This is a genomic window from Streptomyces sp. NPDC000348 (assembly GCF_042898795.1).
GTDB lineage: Bacteria > Actinomycetota > Actinomycetes > Streptomycetales > Streptomycetaceae > Streptomyces.
Genome location: NZ_JBIAZD010000004.1, coordinates 255,419 through 271,604 on the forward strand (window position 1 = coordinate 255,419; position 16,186 = coordinate 271,604).

At 75.6% G+C, this 16,186-nt stretch carries 12 protein-coding genes and 1 pseudogene; 7 read left to right on the forward strand and 6 right to left on the reverse strand.

What is annotated here, in order from left to right; genetic code table 11:
* Positions 1–211 precede the first annotated feature (211 nt).
* Both ACFY3N_RS10765 and ACFY3N_RS10770 read left to right on the forward strand, forming a co-directional pair.
* A pseudogene (locus ACFY3N_RS10765) lies at positions 212–424 on the forward strand (helix-turn-helix domain-containing protein); the annotation flags it as partial.
* A gap of 9 nt (positions 425–433) precedes the next feature.
* Positions 434–1,120 (forward strand): helix-turn-helix domain-containing protein, encoded by a 687-nt coding sequence (locus tag ACFY3N_RS10770; protein WP_390816270.1) that lies wholly within the window; start codon positions 434–436, stop codon positions 1,118–1,120.
* On the opposite strand, the gene ACFY3N_RS10775 is transcribed toward ACFY3N_RS10770, so the two are convergent.
* Positions 1,103–1,504 carry a VOC family protein gene (locus tag ACFY3N_RS10775; protein WP_390816271.1) on the reverse strand — a complete coding sequence of 134 codons (402 nt, stop codon included), beginning with the start codon at positions 1,502–1,504 and terminating at the stop codon, positions 1,103–1,105. The two genes, ACFY3N_RS10770 and ACFY3N_RS10775, sit on opposite strands and share 18 nt — an antisense overlap.
* A 122-nt stretch (positions 1,505–1,626) precedes the next feature.
* Between ACFY3N_RS10775 and ACFY3N_RS10780 the strand changes: the two genes are divergently transcribed.
* A complete protein-coding gene (locus ACFY3N_RS10780; protein WP_390816272.1) occupies positions 1,627–2,361 on the forward strand; it encodes a ThuA domain-containing protein in 735 nt (244 codons plus the stop codon).
* Here the strand turns inward: ACFY3N_RS10780 and ACFY3N_RS10785 are convergent.
* Positions 2,336–3,562 (reverse strand): MFS transporter, encoded by a 1,227-nt coding sequence (locus ACFY3N_RS10785; RefSeq protein ID WP_390816273.1) that lies wholly within the window; start codon positions 3,560–3,562, stop codon positions 2,336–2,338. The genes ACFY3N_RS10780 and ACFY3N_RS10785 overlap by 26 nt on opposite strands.
* Before the next feature lie 352 nt (positions 3,563–3,914).
* Complete coding sequence (locus ACFY3N_RS10790) at positions 3,915–4,976, reverse strand: LacI family DNA-binding transcriptional regulator (protein WP_390816274.1); 1,062 nt, start codon at positions 4,974–4,976, stop codon at positions 3,915–3,917.
* Between the two features lie 178 nt (positions 4,977–5,154).
* Here ACFY3N_RS10790 and ACFY3N_RS10795 point away from each other — a divergent pair, with 178 nt between their 5' ends.
* The gene (locus tag ACFY3N_RS10795) at positions 5,155–6,702 is read left to right on the forward strand and encodes a carboxylesterase/lipase family protein (protein ID WP_390816275.1); all 1,548 of its coding nucleotides are present in this window, start codon (positions 5,155–5,157) and stop codon (positions 6,700–6,702) included.
* Between the two features lie 154 nt (positions 6,703–6,856).
* The gene (locus ACFY3N_RS10800; protein ID WP_390816276.1) at positions 6,857–7,315 is read left to right on the forward strand and encodes a CAP domain-containing protein; all 459 of its coding nucleotides are present in this window, start codon (positions 6,857–6,859) and stop codon (positions 7,313–7,315) included.
* Positions 7,316–7,401: 86 nt separating this feature from the next.
* Here the strand turns inward: ACFY3N_RS10800 and ACFY3N_RS10805 are convergent, their stop codons facing one another.
* A complete protein-coding gene (locus ACFY3N_RS10805; RefSeq protein ID WP_390816277.1) occupies positions 7,402–8,448 on the reverse strand; it encodes an MBL fold metallo-hydrolase in 1,047 nt (348 codons plus the stop codon).
* An 83-nt stretch (positions 8,449–8,531) separates the two neighbouring features.
* The gene (locus tag ACFY3N_RS10810) at positions 8,532–9,473 is read right to left on the reverse strand and encodes a serine hydrolase (RefSeq protein WP_390816278.1); all 942 of its coding nucleotides are present in this window, start codon (positions 9,471–9,473) and stop codon (positions 8,532–8,534) included.
* A gap of 87 nt (positions 9,474–9,560) precedes the next feature.
* Here ACFY3N_RS10810 and ACFY3N_RS10815 point away from each other — a divergent pair, with 87 nt between their 5' ends.
* On the forward strand, positions 9,561–10,529 hold the full coding sequence (locus ACFY3N_RS10815; RefSeq protein ID WP_390816279.1) for a LysR family transcriptional regulator: 969 nt from the start codon (positions 9,561–9,563) through the stop codon (positions 10,527–10,529).
* A 346-nt stretch (positions 10,530–10,875) separates the two neighbouring features.
* Here ACFY3N_RS10815 and ACFY3N_RS10820 read toward each other — a convergent pair whose 3' ends face one another.
* On the reverse strand, positions 10,876–13,302 hold the full coding sequence (locus tag ACFY3N_RS10820) for a SpoIIE family protein phosphatase (RefSeq protein ID WP_390816465.1): 2,427 nt from the start codon (positions 13,300–13,302) through the stop codon (positions 10,876–10,878).
* A gap of 333 nt (positions 13,303–13,635) precedes the next feature.
* Here ACFY3N_RS10820 and ACFY3N_RS10825 point away from each other — a divergent pair, with 333 nt between their 5' ends.
* On the forward strand, positions 13,636–16,170 hold the full coding sequence (locus ACFY3N_RS10825) for a SpoIIE family protein phosphatase (protein WP_390816280.1): 2,535 nt from the start codon (positions 13,636–13,638) through the stop codon (positions 16,168–16,170).
* Positions 16,171–16,186: the final 16 nt, after the last annotated feature.

A 16,186-nucleotide genomic window follows, 5' to 3' on the forward strand; every position in this document is an offset into this window, starting at 1 on the left:
TTCGGCGGCCCGTGCCATTCGGCGGCCCGTGCCATTCGGCGGCCCGTGCCATTCGGCGGCCCGTGCCATTCGGCGGCCCGTGCCATTCGGCGGCCCGTGCCATTCGGCGGCCCGTGCCATTCGGCGGCCCGTGCCATTCGGCGGCCCGTGCCATTCGGCGGCCCGCGCCATTCGGCGGCCCGCGCCATTCGGCGGCCCGTGCCACCCGGCGGCCCGCCGCTTCACCGCACTCGTCGGCGAACCCCCGATGACGTACCTCACCGGCCGGCGCCGCGCCCTCACCGCGGACCGCCTCCGCGCCACCGATGACCCCCTCGGCGCCGTCGCCCGTCAGGTCGGCTGCGGCAGCGCCTTCGCGCTCTCCGCCGCTTTCGAACGGACCTACGACGCCGGCCCCCAGGAGTGGCGGACCCGCGCGGCGTAGCCTGGGGGCGTGTACAGGGAGCGGGCGTCACGGCTGACCGGCGCGGTGGTGTGGACCAGCACCCCGTCCGGGGACGGGCAGGGCGCGGTGCTGCCCGACGGCTGCATGGACCTTCTCTGGCACGACGGACGCCTCCTGGTCGCCGGCCCCGACACCCGCGCGCACCCCGCCGGGGGACCGCCGGCCACCTGGGCGGGCATCCGCTTCCACCCCGGCACCGCGCCCGCCCTGCTCGGCGTCCCCGCCCACGAACTGCGCGACCGCCGCGTCGACCTGGCCGACCTGTGGCCGGCGGCGGCCGTACGGCGCCACACCGCCCGCGTCAACGCCGCGGACGACCCGGCGCGGGGCCTGGAGGACCTGGCCCTGCGCCGGGCGGTGGAGACCGCCCCGCCCGACCCCCTGCTCGGCCGTCTCGTGGCCGCCCTCGACGAGGGCCGCCCGGTCGCCGCGACCGCGGACGAACTGGGCCTGGGCGCACGTCAGCTGCACCGCCGCTCCCTCGCGGCGTTCGGTTACGGCCCGAAGACCCTGGCCCGCATCCTCCGCCTGCGCCGTGCCCTGGCCCTGGCCCGCTCGGGCGTCCCGTTCGCGCAGACGGCGATCCGCGCCGGTTACGCGGACCAGCCCCATCTGGCCCGTGAGGTGAAGCGGCTGACGGGGATGCCGTTGGGCGGCCTACTCGCCCGCGGGTAGCGGAGCGAACAGGTCCACCCCGTTCCCGTCCGGGTCGAGGACGACGGCGTACCGCTGCCCCCACACCGCGTCCCACGGCTTCAGTCCGACGCGGCCCCCGGCCCCGGCCGTCGCCGCGAACAGGGCGTCGACCTCCGCGGGGCTGTCGCACCGCAGCGCCAGGGAGGTCCTGCCCCCGCCCGACGGCGGCTCCCATTCCGCGTGGAAGGACCGGACCACCTCCTCCGTGTCCAGCAACAACCTGATTTCGCCCGGCAGTTCCGCCTCCACGTGTCCCCGCGTCCCGGCCCCCTCCGGGAAGGCGAACCCGAGCCGCCGGTAGAAGGCGACGGAGGCGGCCATGTCCGAGACGACCATTGAGATGGCATCGAATCGTGCGCTCATGCGGCCCACCGTAGGACCGCACCCCTACGACGGTCTTGAAGGAATCGGACCCGCGGGTCCGGACGGGGCGGCTCCGCGGAACCGCCCCGTCCGCCCTCGGCCCGCCGCATAGGCTCATGCGCATGACCGCCCCCGCACGCCCCGCACTCCTCGTGTACACCCGCACCACCGACTACCGGCACGACTCCATCCCCGCCGGGGTCGCGGCCCTGCGCACGCTCGGCGGCCTCACCGTCGACGCGACCGAGGACCCGGCCGCCCTCGAGGAACCGCTGGACCGGTACGCCGCCGTCGTCTTCCTCTCCACCAGCGGCGAGGTGCTCACCCCGGCCGGACGCGAGCGGCTCAGGGCGTACGTCGAGGCGGGCGGCGGGTTCGTCGGGGTGCACGCGGCCGCCTGTACGGAGTACGACTGGCCGTACTACGGCGAACTCCTCGGCGCCCGCTTCGACCGGCACCCCGCCTTTCAGCCGGGCCGCGCCGTGACCGAGGACCACGACCACCCGGCGACCCGGCACCTGCCCCCGGTCTGGGAGTTCACCGACGAGTGGTACGACTTCCGCACCGACCCGCGTGCGGCCGGCGTGCGGGTCCTGCTCCGCGCCGACGAGTCGTCGTACGAGGGAGGCGGAATGGGCCCCGACCACCCCCTGGCGTGGTGCCGCGACCAGGGCGCCGGGCGGGTCTTCTACACCGCGCTCGGCCACGCCGCCGAGGCCTATGACGACCCCGCCTTCCGCGCCCACCTGCGCGGCGGGATCACCTGGGCGGCCGCCCCGCGCTCCTGGGCGCCGGCCCCCGGTCCCCTGGAGACCGGGGCGGGCGGGCAGGTCAGTCCGGGCGGTGGGCCGCCGTGACCCGGCCGGCCTCCGCGGGGGTCCCGGCGGAGGACGAAGTGATCACCTCGGAGCGGCGGTCCTCCCGGTTCAGCAGGCCGCCCGTGAGGGCGAGACCGAGGCCGGCCACGGCGAGGGCGGCGCCGACCAGGGCGGGGGAGGTCCAGCCCCAGCCCGCCGAGAGGGCCAGCCCGCCGAGCCAGGCGCCGCCGGCGTTGGCCAGGTTGAAGGCGGAGTGGTTGGAGGCCGCCGCCATCGTCGGGGCGTCCTTCGCCTTGGCCATGAGCAGCATCTGGACGGGCGTGGTGATGAAGGAGCCCAGCGCACCGATGAAGGTGATCGTCACCAGGGCGGGCCAGGTGCTGTGGACGGTGAAGGAGAACGTCACCAGCGCCGCGGCGAGCAGCGCGAGCCCCGCGTACAGCGTGGGGCGCAGGGCGCGGTCCGTGAGCGGGCCCGCGACCAGCGTGCCGAGCGTCATGCCGACGCCGTAGAGCGCGAGGACCAGGGTGGTCGAGGACTCGGAGATGCCCGTCACGTTCGTCAGGATGGGCACCAGGTAGCTGTAGACGGCGAAGAAGCCGCCGAATCCCACCACGGCGACGGCCAGGCCGATGGCGACCTGCCGGTTGCCCATCGCCCGCAGCTCGTGCCGGACGCCGGACTGCCCGCCGCGGGGCTGGTGGGGGACGAACAGGGTCAGCGCGGCGAGGGCGGCGAGGCCGATGACGGCGATCGCGAGGAAGGCGGACCGCCAGCCCAGGTGCTGGCCGAGGGCCGTGCCGGCCGGGACGCCGACGATGTTCGCGACGGTGAGTCCGAGGAACATCCTCGAGACCGCGCGCGCGGCCCGCTCGGGGGCGACCAGCCGGGAGGCCACCACGGCGCCCACGCCGAACAGCGCCCCGTGCGGCAGCCCCGTCAGGAAACGCGCGCCGAAGAGCAGGCCGTAGGTGGGGGCGAGCGCGGACGCGACGTTGCCGACCACGAACAGACCGGACAGGAGCAGCAGCAGCCGCTTGTGGGGCACGCGCGCGCCGATGCCCGTCAGCACGGGGGCGCCGACGACGACGCCGAGCGCGTAGGCCGAGACCAGGTTGCCGGCGTCCGGCACGGAGACGCCGACCCCGTCGGCGATCTGGGGCAGCAGCCCCATGGTGGCGAACTCGGTCGTGCCGAGGCCGAACGCGACGACGGCCAGGGCCAGCAGAGCCAGGGGCATGGTGCGGAGGAACCTTTCGAAGACGGCGGGCCGGATCGGGCCGGGGGGAGGGACCGAGGTCGTCCCCGGCTCTCGTGGCCGGTCGCGCCGGGCACCCTTGCCCGGCGCACCCCGGGACAGGGAAAGCCCATAAGGGGTGCAGCAAGGACGGCGAGCCGGGCATTCCAAGATCGAGCCGCGCATCGCCGTGACCTGTGTCACGCCGTACCGGGCGGGGCGCCGTCCCGCGGTCCCGCCCGGCCGTCCCCCCCCGGGCTCCGCCGCCGGGCGGACGCCGTACCCGCAGGCCGTCACGGCGTGGCCGTACCGCAGGACGCCGCGGCGTGGCCGTGCCGCGGAACGGTGCCGTCCGTCAGCCGCGACCGCCCGCACGGGGCCCGGGAGGCGCCGTGCTCGCGCGTTCCACCAGGCGCGTCGACAGTTCCGTGCGGGTGCTCTCCGGGCGGTGGCCGTCCATCATGCGCAGCAGCAGCCGCAGCGCCGTCGCCGCCATCTCGGACAGGGGCTGGCGGACCGTCGTCAGGGCCGGGGTGAGCCAGCGGGCCTCGGGCAGGTCGTCGTAGCCGACCACGCTCATGTCGTCCGGTACGCGCAGACCCCGCTCGGCCAGGGTCTCGTAGACCCCCAGCGCCATCCGGTCCGAGCAGACGAGGACGGCCGTGGGCGGCTCGGGCAGATCGAGGAGTTCGCGCATGCGGCGGCCGGCCGCGCCCTCACCCGGACCGGCGTGCCGGACGTACTCGGGGCGGTGCCGCACCCCCGCCGCGGCGAGGGCCGAGCGGTAGCCGGCGACCCGCGCGTCGGCGCACAGCGTGTGCCGGTGTCCGGCGACGACCGCGATGCGCTCGTGCCCCAGGGCCAGCAGGTGCTCGGTCGCCGTCATCCCGCCCCGCCAGTCCGCCGCCCCGACCGAGACGACACCCGGCGGCGGTTCGAACACCGGGTCGATCATCACGAACGGGATGCGGTGCTGGGCGAGCCAGGCGTACTGCTGCCCGCTCAGCTCGGCGAGGTGGAACAGCACTCCTGCCGAACCCCGCAGGACGAGCTTGTCCAGCCAGCCCCGCTCCGGCCGCTCCGCACGGCTGCGCGTCAGGGCCGCCGAGACGACGAGTTCCAGCCCCGCGTCGTCCGCCGCCTCCTCCGCGCCGTGCAGCACCGCGCCCGACCCGGAGGCCGTCAGCGAGTGCACCACGAGGTCCACCAGGCGCGGCACCCTCCCGGCGTCGAACCGGGGTCTCCTGATGTACCCGAGCCGGTCCAGTGCCTCGGTGACGCGGCGGCGGGTCTCGGGCGCCACGTCCTCGCGGCCGTTGACCACCTTGGACGCGGTCGGCACGGACACCCCCGCCTCGCGGGCCACCACCGCCAGCGTCGGCCCGGCCGTCACACCGGCACTTCCCGCACGGACCATAGGAAATCCACCTCTCCGCCGGATAGAAAGCGCTTCCTACTGTAGATCCGGTACGCCGGGGCGGGAAGGACTCTCACACGGACCCGGGAATACCGAAGAGCGTCGCGGCGCTCCCGTGCCACCGGCGGGTCCGTCCGGTGCGCGGGGCGGTGCGGCGCGGTGAAGGGCTGGTGGGCACATGACGGCGGACCGGGGCGACCCCGTGATCGAAACCCCGTACGGAGCCGTGCGCGGCCGCTGGGAGCGGGACGTGGCCGTCTTCCGGGGCATCCCCTACGCGGCACCCCCCTTCGGCGCCCGCCGCTTCCGCCCGCCGGCCCCGCCGGACCGCTGGGACGGCGTGCGCGAGGCCGCCGCCTTCGGGCCGACGGCCCCGAAGCCCCCGTACTCGGAGGCCTTCGCGCAGTACCTGTCCGACCCGGCCGTCCCCGGCGACGACTGCCTCAACCTCAACGTGTGGACCCCCGACCCCGCCCCCGGCGCCCGCCTCCCCGTCCTCGTCTGGCTCCACGGCGGCGCCCTGACCAGGGGCTCCTCCGCCGTCCCGGTCTACGACGGTCACACCTTCGCCCGTGACGGCGTGGTCTTCGTGTCGGTCAACTACCGCCTCGGCGTCGAGGGCTACGGACTCTTCCCGGACGCCCCCGCCAACCCCGGCCTGCGCGACCAGCTCGCCGCGCTGCACTGGGTCCACGAGTCGATCGGGGCCTTCGGCGGCGACCCGGACCGCGTCACCCTCGGCGGCCAGTCCGCCGGGGCGATCAGCACGGGCGCGCTCCTCGCCGCCCCGCAGGCCCGGGGACTGGTCCGCCGGGCCGTCCTGCAGAGCGGCCCGCCCGAGACCACGGACCGCGACAAGGCGCGCCGGATGGTCCGCCGCATGGCGAACCGGCTCAGGATCCCCGCCACCGCCGAGGCCTTCGCCGCCGTCGACCGCGACCGGCTGCTCCGCGTCCAGGCCGACGTCGGCCGCCTCGGCGGCCCGATACTCGGCGGCCCCGCCTTCGGCATCGTCGCCGACGGCGACCTGGTCCCGCGCGACCCCCTGGAGGCGCTCACCGACGGCGTGGCCCCCGGCGTGGAGCTGCTGACCGGCTGGACCCGGGACGAGTACCGCCTGTGGCTCGTCCCCGGCGGTCTGGTGGACCGTGTCGACCGCCTCGGCGCGGTCGCCCTGGCCGGCGCGATGGCCCGCTGCCGCTGCGGCGGCGAGGTCCCGCGCGGCTACCGCGACCTGCGCCCGGACGCCGGCACCGCGGAACTCGTCGGCCAGCTGGTCACCGACCACCTCCTGCGCGTCCCGCTGCACCGCCTGGCCGACGGCCGCCGGGACCCCTCGTACGTCTACGAGTTCGCCTGGCCCTCGAACCGCCCCGGCCTGGGCGCCTGCCACGCCCTGGAACTCGGCTTCGTCTTCGACAGCGGCGCCGAGCCGGACGCCCGCAAGCTCGCGGGCGAGGGCGCGCCGCAGGACCTGGCCGACGCGATGCACGGGGCGTGGGTGCGCTTCGTCACCGACGGTTCGCCGGGCTGGGAGCGCTGGGACACGCACCACCCGGTGCAGGTCTACGGCGACGGCGACCCGCACGTCGAACACGGCCCCCGGGACCGCGAACTCGCCCTGTGGACCACTCCTCCCCCCGGCCGTCCCGAACAGGCTCCGCCCGCCGAACTCCGCTCGGTCGTACGCCGCCTGCGCCGCGCCGGCGCACTCCGCCGCACCTGACCCGGGCGGGCCCTCCCGAGGGGCAAGTCGGGCCCCCGGCACACGAGATGCCGGGGTGCCGCCCGTCCGGGACAATCGAGGAAAGGGCCGACTCATCCTGGTCGGCCGGTTCGGTCGCACCGGGGCAGGCCTGCCTTCACGTGAGGAGCCCGAGGTGAGTCTCGACTTGATCAACGACGCGCGACAGCACCCGGAGAAGTACCCGCCGCACGGAAACGCCGGGGGCGCGGCCATGACCGCGTGCGCGAGGGGTTTCGACTTCTCGCCGCAGCTGACGGACGCGGCCAACGCCCACAACCAATTCCTGAAGGACCACCCGAGGGAATGGGCCGTCACGGGCGACAACATGCACCGCGGCCCCAGCGGGAAACTGGTCTGGGAGGCCGGCGAGCCCATGGACCAGGCCGGTTACCACAGTTGGCGGGCGGAGAACGTGGCCGTGGGCTTCACCACGGCGGAGGAGGCGCTGCGCTTCTGGATGCAGGACGACGAGCGCTTCGGCTGGGGGCACCGCAACGCCATCCTCCGGTCCGAAACGCGGGAGGCCGGCCTGGGCCACCAGGAGGGCGGCCCCTGGGGCCATTACTGGACGCTGGACATGGGCACGAGGTAGGGGGACCGCCGCCGGCCGGCCCACGGGCCGCACGGGATACGCCCGGGGCCGGGCCGACGGCCACGGACCGGCCCGGCGGGTCTCGTCTACCGGCTCGCGGGCCGCATGTCGCCGTCGTACACGGTGCGGTAGTCCGGGACGACGATCCGGGTGGCCGGGGACGCCTCCTCGACCCGGGCGAGGAAGGCGTCGAGGTCCATCGCCGGGTCGCGGACCGGTGAACCCTCCAGCGGCCGCTCGAAGTTGTCCCAGTGGACGGGGACGACGACACCGGGGGAGTCCAGGGCGTCCAGCAGCCGGGGCACGTAGCGGTGGGTGGTGCCGGTGGCGCCGGGCACGGCGACCATCGCGAGGTCGGGGCGCAGGCCCCGCACCGCCCGCTCGGCGAAGTCGCTGGCCCCCATGAGGAACGCCGACGGGCCGCCCTCTCCGGCCGTGACCTGGAAGGCCAGGGTGTCGCCCTCGGGCAGGTCCGCGATGGTGCGGGGAACCGCCGCGGGCGGGGCGTTCAGCGTGCCCGGGGCGAAGTACGAGCAGTTCTTGTTGCGGCTGTGCAGGCCGGGCACGACCTCGACGGTGACCGCGCCGACGTCCAGCACCTCGCCGCCCTTCACCACGGAGATCTGCCCCGGGTCGACTCCGAGGGCGGTGAGCAGGTGGTACGTGGTCTCGGTGCCGATGACGCGGGCGCCGGTGGTCCTGGCGATGTACGGGACGTCACCGAGGTGGTCCCAGTGGGAGTGGCTCACCAGTACCAGTTCGGGACGGCCCATGTGCGCGTCCACGGCGGCGGGGTCCGTTCTCAGCTCGGTCCGCGGGTCGAAGCCGCCGTCGAACAGGCCGGTGGGGAAACGGGTGAGGTAGGGATCGAAGAGCACGGTGCGGCCGCCCACGTCGATGCGCCAGCCCGTGGTGCCGAGCCAGCGGAACGACACGGAACGGGCGGCCCGTTCACCGCTCCGGCCGTGGCCGGCGGGCGCGGCCGTCGTGGCCGCCGTCGCCGCCGTGGCCGGGATCAGCGGGGCCGCCGCACCGAGCGCGGCGCCCCGCAGCACCGTACGGCGACCGAGCCCGCGGCCGGGGGAGTCGCCCGCACGGTCCGCACGCTCCGAGGTGTGTGTGTCCTGGGTCATGGCGCCAGCAGACCAAGGGGTGAACTCCCTTGTCCAAGACCGGAGTACGGCACCTCCGATACGCGAACGCATATGTGCCCCGGTCAGCGCCCGTCACCGCGGAGGAAGGCGGCCGCGATTCCGGCGGCCCGGCCGATCGCCGCGTCCACCGTGGCACGGGAGGCGGTCAGCTCGTGCGTGCGCGCGAACACGGCGATCGCGTAGCACTCGCCGTCCGGGTACCGGGCGACGCCCGCCTCCATGTGCAGCCCGGGCAGGGTGCCGGTCTTGGCCGCGACCGCCACGTCGTCCGGGAAGCCCGACACCAGCCGGTGACGGAAGACCTGTCTGCCCATCAGGTCGCGTACGAACGCACAGGCCTCCGGCGGCCCGGCGGCATCGGTCCAGACGAGTTGGAGCAGCCGGGTGATCTCACGGGGCGTGCCGGCCGTGGTGTGGCGGGGGTCCAGCACCGCCAGCCGTCTCTTCCGCTCGTCCGGCAGGGCCGGGTAACGCACGGCGAACTCCCTCTCGTCGCGTGCCCCGACCTCCGCGAGCATCGACTCCAGCAGGTCCCGCGGGCCGCCCACGACGCGTGTCCGGTGCAGGCCGAGTTCCTTCGCGAGCAGTCGCACGGTGTCCAGGCCGACCCGGTCCAGCAGCAGGTCGGCGGCCGAGTTGTCGCTGACCGACATCGCGAAGTAGGCCAGATCGCGCAGCGACAGCTCGACGTCGTCCAGGCAGCCGGCGGTGCCCCAGCCGCCGAGCCGGTCGGCCGAGGTCACCCGCACCCGCTCCCGCGGATCGAGCTGGCCGGCCACGACCTGCCGGGCGAACTCCAGCACCAGCAGCACCTTGAAGAGCGAAGCGATGACGACGGAGTCGTCGGCGCCCACGGCGACCTCACGGGCCTCCCGCCCGCCGTCGCCCTCCCCGGCGGCCGGCGCGCCCGCACGGACCGGGACGGCGTGCACCTGCCCCCGCGCGCCCGCCTCGGCGAAGACCTGCCGGATCCGGTCCTCGGCCGCTGTTCGCGTGCTCGTCACCGCTCGTCCTCGGACATCGCCGCCCCCGTCGTCGGTCCGCCGACCGGGCAGCCCCCTCAAGTCGGCCTCCGCATAGGATCCTTGATCGTGGATCTCTTGCGCCACCTGCGTCTTTTCGTCACCGTGGCCGACGAGCTGCACTTCAGCCGGGCCGCCGAGCGGCTGGGCATGGCCCAGCCGCCGCTCAGCCAGGCGATCCGCCGGCTGGAGAGGGAACTCGGAGCCGAGCTGTTCGACCGCTCCCAGCGCGGCGTCCGGCTCAGCGCCGCCGGAGCGGCGCTGCTGGAGGAGGCCCACGAACTCCTCGCCCGGGAGAAGAGGTTGCGCACCCTGGCCCGCCGCGCCGCCGACGGCAGCCTCGGCACCCTGCGCGCGGGAGTGCCGCCCGACACCACGGCCGCCGTACTGTCGGCGCTGCTCTCCGCCTGCGCGGAACACGCTCCGGAGCTCTCCGTCGACCTCCAGGAGGTCACCACCGCGGAGCAGGTGAGGCTGCTGGCCTCCGGCGGCCTGGACGTCGGACTCGTGCACCACCCCGTCGACGCCACCGAACTGCGGCTCGGCCCCGCCGTCCCACTGGACCTGGGTGTCGTCCTGCCCCGCACCTCCCCCCTGGCCCGGCTGCCGGAGGTGACGCTCGGCGACCTCTCCGGCCACGACCTGGTCCTCTTCCCCCGCGCACACGCGCCCGGCTGGTACGACCGCGTCCTCGACGTGTGTCGCGCCGAGGGCTTCGTCCCCGGCCGCCTCCGCCACGCCTCCAACCCCGAGTTCCTGCTCGCCCTCGTGACGGCGGGCCACGGAGTCGCCTTCGACCAGGGACCGGCGGCCCGCAGGGAACCCCGCGTCGCCTGGTCCCCCCTGGCGGGCCGCCCCCTCACCCTGCGCGTCGGCGGCGCCTGGCCCGCCGGCCGCGGAGCCCACCCGGCCGCCCGCCGCTTCGCCGAACTCGCCGCCGGGGTCCTGGCCCGCCACCACACCGCCACCCCACGACGCGAGCACACCCCTCACCCGCCCGACGACACCCCGCGCCCGTGGTCGGTGGTCTACGGCTGAACCCCCGCACACCGGCCGGTGCCCCACAGGCCGGGCCCTCCCCACGTCAGCTCGACGACGCCGGCCATGGCGCCGTTTCCGTCAGCCCTCCGCCGACGGACCTACGGCGAGGAATGCGGTCCAGGCCTTCGGGGTGACGGTCAGGTGGGGGGCCCGGGGTCTTGGAGTCGCGGATGTGGATGGCGGCGGGCCGGCGGACGCGTGGGGCGTGCGGGAGCGCGACCCGGGCAAGGCCGTCCGGTGCGAGTTCGCCACGGCCTCCGCGGCGCCCCGCGACCGACGGGACCCTCCGGCCCGCGCCGGTGCGGTCGCCGTGCCGTCGCACGCGGACACGGTCGCCGTGCCGTCACGCGGCGCGGCCGGGCAGTTCGACCTCCGCCCAGATGGTCTTCCCCTCGGCACGGTGGCGCGTGCCCCAGCGCCGGGCGAACTGGGCGACCAGCAGCAGGCCCCGGCCGCCCTCGTCGAACGTACGGGCCCGCCGCAGGTGCGGGGAGGTGCCGCTGCTGTCGTACACCTCGCAGATGAGCGACGCTCCGCGGATCAGCCGTAGCTGGACGGGCGGCTGCCCGTAGCGGAGGGCGTTGGTGACGAGTTCGCTCACCACGAGCTCGGCGGTGAACGCCACGTCCTCCAGGTCCCACGCGGCCAGCCGCGCCGCCACCTCCGCACGGGCGTCGGCCACCGCGGCGGGGTCGGACGGCAGGTCCCACGTGGCGACGTGGCCCGCGTCGAAGGCCAGGGTGCGGGCGAGGAGCAGGGCGACGTCGTCCTGGGGCCGCGTCGGCAGCAGCGTGCGGAACAGGTCGTCGCAGGTGGCCTCCAGCGATTCGGCGGGCCGCTCCAGGTACCGGCGCAGCCGGGCGAGGCCGCTGCCCAGGTCGTGGCTCGCGCCCTGGACGAGCCCGTCCGTGTACAGGGTGAGGAGGCCGCCCGGCGGCATGTCCCAGGTGAAGGTCTCGAAGGGCAGCCCGCCCAGGCCCAGCGGCGGACCGGGACGGAGGCCGACGAAGTCCACCGTGCCGGCGGGGGTGACGACCGCGGGCGGGGGATGGCCGGCGGCGGCGGCCGTGCAGCGGCGCGACACCGGGTCGTAGACGACGTACAGGCACGTGGCGATGAGGTCGGTGGGCACCTCCAGGTCGTGCCCGCGGGGCGGCGGCGTCTCCTCCTCGGACGCCACGTGGGTGACCAGGTCGTCGAGCTGCGTCAGGAGTTCGTCGGGGGGCAGGTCGACGTCGGCCAGGGTGCGGACCGCGGTCCGCAGGCGCCCCATGGTGGCCGAGGCCCGCAGCCCGTGGCCCACCACGTCCCCCACGACCAGTGCGACCCGGGCGCCCGACAGCGGGATCACGTCGTACCAGTCGCCGCCCAGCCCCGCCCGGGTACGGGCCGGGAGGTAGCGGTGGGCCACCTCGACCGCTTCCTGGGCGGCGATCCGCCGGGGCAGCAGGCTCCGCTGCAGGGCCAGCGCGGTCTCGCGTTCGAGGGTGTAGCGGCGGGCGTTGTCCACGGCCACGGCGGCCCGGGCGCCGATCTCCTCGGCCAGTACCAGGTCGTCCTCCGTGAAGGGCTCCTCGCGCCGGTGCCGGAAGAGGAGCGCCACGCCGAGGGTGACGGCGCGGGCCCGCAGCGGAATGATCATGATCGAGTGGACCCCGGAGTTCCGCAGCATTCCCGCGCGTGCCGCGTCGGCCCGTTGCCAGGCCCTGATGGCCGGGTCGATGGTGCGGTGCAGCGAGGCCTCGCCGGTGGCCAGGCAGCGGGCGGGAGGCGTGGACCGGGGGTAGTCGTTCAGGTCGCCGGGCCGGGCCAGCGCCTCGGGCATCCCGGGCAGCACGGACTGCTGCGCCGCCCGGCGCAGTGTGACGGTGCCGGTGGGGGACGGCCGCGGCTCGATCCCGCGGAACAGGGAGTCCAGCAGGTCGACGGTGACGAAGTCGGCCAGCCGGCCCACCACCAGGTCGGCCATCTCCTGTGCCGTGCGCATCACGTCCAGGGTGGTGCCGATCCGGGTGCTCACGTCGTTCAGCAGGGTGAGCCGCTCCCGGGCGAGGTACTGCTCGGTGACGTCGAGGGCGGACAGCTCCAGTTGCCGTACCCGGCCGTCGGGGCCCCTGAGCGGGGACACGGTGACGGACCAGATCCTCTCCCGCGACGCGGGCCGGGCCCTGCCCCGCACGCGGAACTGCTCGGTCTCGCCCGTGCCGAGCACCCGGCTCATGCTGTCCTCCACCTCCCGGCAGACGTGGGGAGGCAGGATGTCGGTGACCCGCCGGCCCGCCATCCGTTCCTCGCTCTGGCCGAGCTCGCGCTGGGCACCGGCGCTCGCCCGTACCGCCCGCAGCGCGGAGTCGAACACCATGACCGGAAGACGGCACTGCGCGAACGCCGCCTCCTCCGTCGGGTCCGCGTCCGGCCGCCCGGGCGGCGTGGCCACGACGAGCCGCTGGGCGCGGCCCTCGCCGTCGACCCACGGATAGGCCCGCAGCCGCACCTCCAGCCGCCGGCCGTCCCGGTGCCTGAGCAGGGCCGTCGCGCGCCGTCCGTCGAGGGCCGCGCGGACCCCCGCCCCGGTGTCCGTACCGGCGTCCGCACCGAGCAGACGGTCCACGGGGCGCCCGATGGCCGCCCGGGGCGGGTAGCCGAACATGCGCTCGGCGCCCGGGCTCCACCCCGCCACGACGCCCCGGTCGTCGATGACGGCCGTGACCGGGGCCGCCCGGTCCGGGAGGCCGCCGGCATCGCCGCCGAGCGGGATGGCGTCGTCCATGTCGATCATCGCCCGTTCTGCCCTCGGGGCCGCCGACGCCTTCGGCCGGGGACACCCGTGGTGCCGCGGACCGCCCGCCGCGGCGATCCCGTCCCGCCGATTCCCGGCGCCCGGCGTCTCGCCCCCTCCTACCACTTCTACCGTTCTTCGCCCGCGACCGCGCGTCATGCGCGGGGCGGGGCGGGGCGGGGCGGCGACGGTCGACGGCCGGTCACGCACTTCCCGTGACCTCCGCCCCGGTCACAGCGCTCCGATGGCACCCGCCCCGCACGCGCGCCGGGCACATGCCCATGCCTGACGTGTTACTTAGCATGATATGAGCCGATGGATGCGATGGGTCTGCCATCCGTCCGGGACGGGAACGCGGTGACGAGAGAGCAGCAGGCGCCCGGGCTGCCCGGCGCACCACGAGCGGAGCGGGCCGACGGCCTGCCGTTCCACCCGCCCGCTCTGGCCGCCGCCCGCGCGGCGGCCCGGGGCGCGGCGCTGCTCGCCGCCCTCCTGGGCCTGGTGGGCCTGACCGGGTGGATCACCGGCGCCGACGTCCTGAAGAGCGTGCAGCCCGGTGTCGCGGTGTCCATGAAGGCCAACGCCGCCGTGGCCCTCGTGACGCTCGGCGTCTCGCTGTTCCTCGTCGCCCGCGACCCGGTCCGCCCGCGGACGACCGCGGCGGCCCGTGCGGCGGCGGTCCCGGCGATGGTGATCGGGGCCCTCACGCTCGCGGAGTACGTCACCGGGGCCGGCCTGGGCATCGACGAGCTCCTCTTCGAGGACGACACCGCCGACGTCCAGACGGGGACGCCCGGGCGGATGGGGCCGAACACGGCCGTGGCCGTGACGCTCGCGGGTGCGGCCTCCCTGTGCGCGAGCACGCGCCGGGTCCCCGCGTGGACCGGACAGGCCATGGGGCTGGTGGTCGGGGCCACCGGCATGCTGCGGCTGTACGGGGCCGCCTACGCGGTGCCCGAACTGGAGCGGTTCGGCGCCTACACGGGGATGGCCCTGCACACCGCGCCGGCCCTGGTCCTCCTGGGCGCGTCCGCCTTCCTGACCCGGCCGGACGAGGGACTGACCGGGCTCCTGATGAACGCGGGCACCACGGGCGCGCTGGGCCGCCGTCTGCTCGTCACCGCCGTGGTCGTGCCGCCCCTGCTGGGCTGGGGCGTCCTGGCGGGTGAGAACGCGGGGCTGTTCGGGCCGCGGCTGGGGACCGCCCTGCTGGTGTGGGGCCATGTGGCCGCCCTCACCGTGGTGATCTTCGCGGTGCTGGCGGTGGGCCGCCGCGTGGAGGTGTCCCACGCCCGCCTCGAATGGCAGGTGCGCCAGAACGAACTGCTGCAGGACTTCATGGACCACACGCCCGCGGCGGTGTTCATCAAGGACCTGGACGGCCGCTTCCTGGCGGTCAACACGACGTTCGAGGAGAGCCTCGGCCTGGCCCGCGACCGGGTGCTGGGCCGCCGCGACCTGGACGTCATGCCGGCCGGCCTCGCCCGTCACGCGCGGGACGCCGACCTCGCGATGCTGGCCGGGGGCGGGCCCGTGCAGCGGGAGGAGCTGCTCACCCTTCCCGACGGTCCGCGGGAGCTCCTGACCACCCTGTTCCCGCTCAACGACGCGTCCGGCGCCCCCTACGCCGTCTGCGGCGTGGTCACCGACGTCACCGAACGCGTCGCCGCCCAGCGCGAGGTGCAGCGGGCGCACCGGCGGTTCCGCGCGCTGCTGGAATCAGCGCCCGACGCCACCCTCATCACGGACGGCAGCGGCACCATCGTCATGGCCAACGCGCAGGTGGAACGCGTGTTCGGCCGCTTGCCGGGCGACCTCGTCGGCACCCGGGCCGCCGACCTGGCGCCCGCGTCGACGCGCCGGCGGCAGGGCGCCCTCCTCGACGCCTACCTGCGACGGCGCGACCCGCAGCCGGCGGTCGCGGACCGGGACCTCTACGGGCTGCGCGGAGACGGCTCCCCCTTCCCCGTGGAGGTCAGCGTCAGCAGTCTCCAGGCCGACCGGGAGACCCTCGCCGTGCTGTCCGTACGGGACATCACCGGGCGCAGGCGGGCGGAGGCCGAGCGCGCCGAACGCTACGAGCAGCACCGGCACATCGCCTACACGCTGCAGCACAGCCTGATGGGAGAGCCGCCCACCCTCGCACACCTGCCCAGCGCGCACCGGTACCTGGCCTCCGTCCAGGACCCCGGGGTCGGCGGCGACTGGTTCGACGTCGTCCCCCTCGGCGGCCGCCGCACCGGCGTCGTCATCGGCGACGTGATGGGCCGGGGACTGGAGGCGGCGGCCGTCATGGGGCAGCTGCGGGCCGCCTCCCACGCGCTGGCCCGTACGGGCGCGACGCCCAGCGGGCTGATGACCGCACTGGACGCGTTCGTCGGCGACCTGGCCGGCCAGCTCGTCACCTGCCTCTACCTGGTCCTGGACCAGGACGCGTGCGAGGTCGCCGTCTGCTCGGCGGGCCACCCGCCCGTCATCGTGCTGCCTCCCGGCGGGCCCCCCGGCCGGCTGCGGGCACCGGTCGGCGTGCCCCTGGGGGTCAACGACCCGGGCGGCGGCGGGGTGCCGTTCGAGGAGGCTACCCGGCCGCTGCCGCCGGGCAGCGTCCTCGTCCTGTACACCGACGGGCTGGTCGAACGGCCCGGCACCGACATCGAGGCGCGGATCGACATCCTCGCCCGCGCCGCCGACGTCGAGCTGAGGGGAGCCTGCGCCGACCCGAAGGTCCTCGACCAGGCGGCGGACCGGCTGATCGGCGCCCTCATCACGGCCCCGGCCGACCACGACGACGACGTGACCCTGCTCCTGCTCGGCGTGCCCGGGCCGAACGGGCCGGACGGTCCGGACACCGGCCGCTGACCGAGGGGCGGGCGGA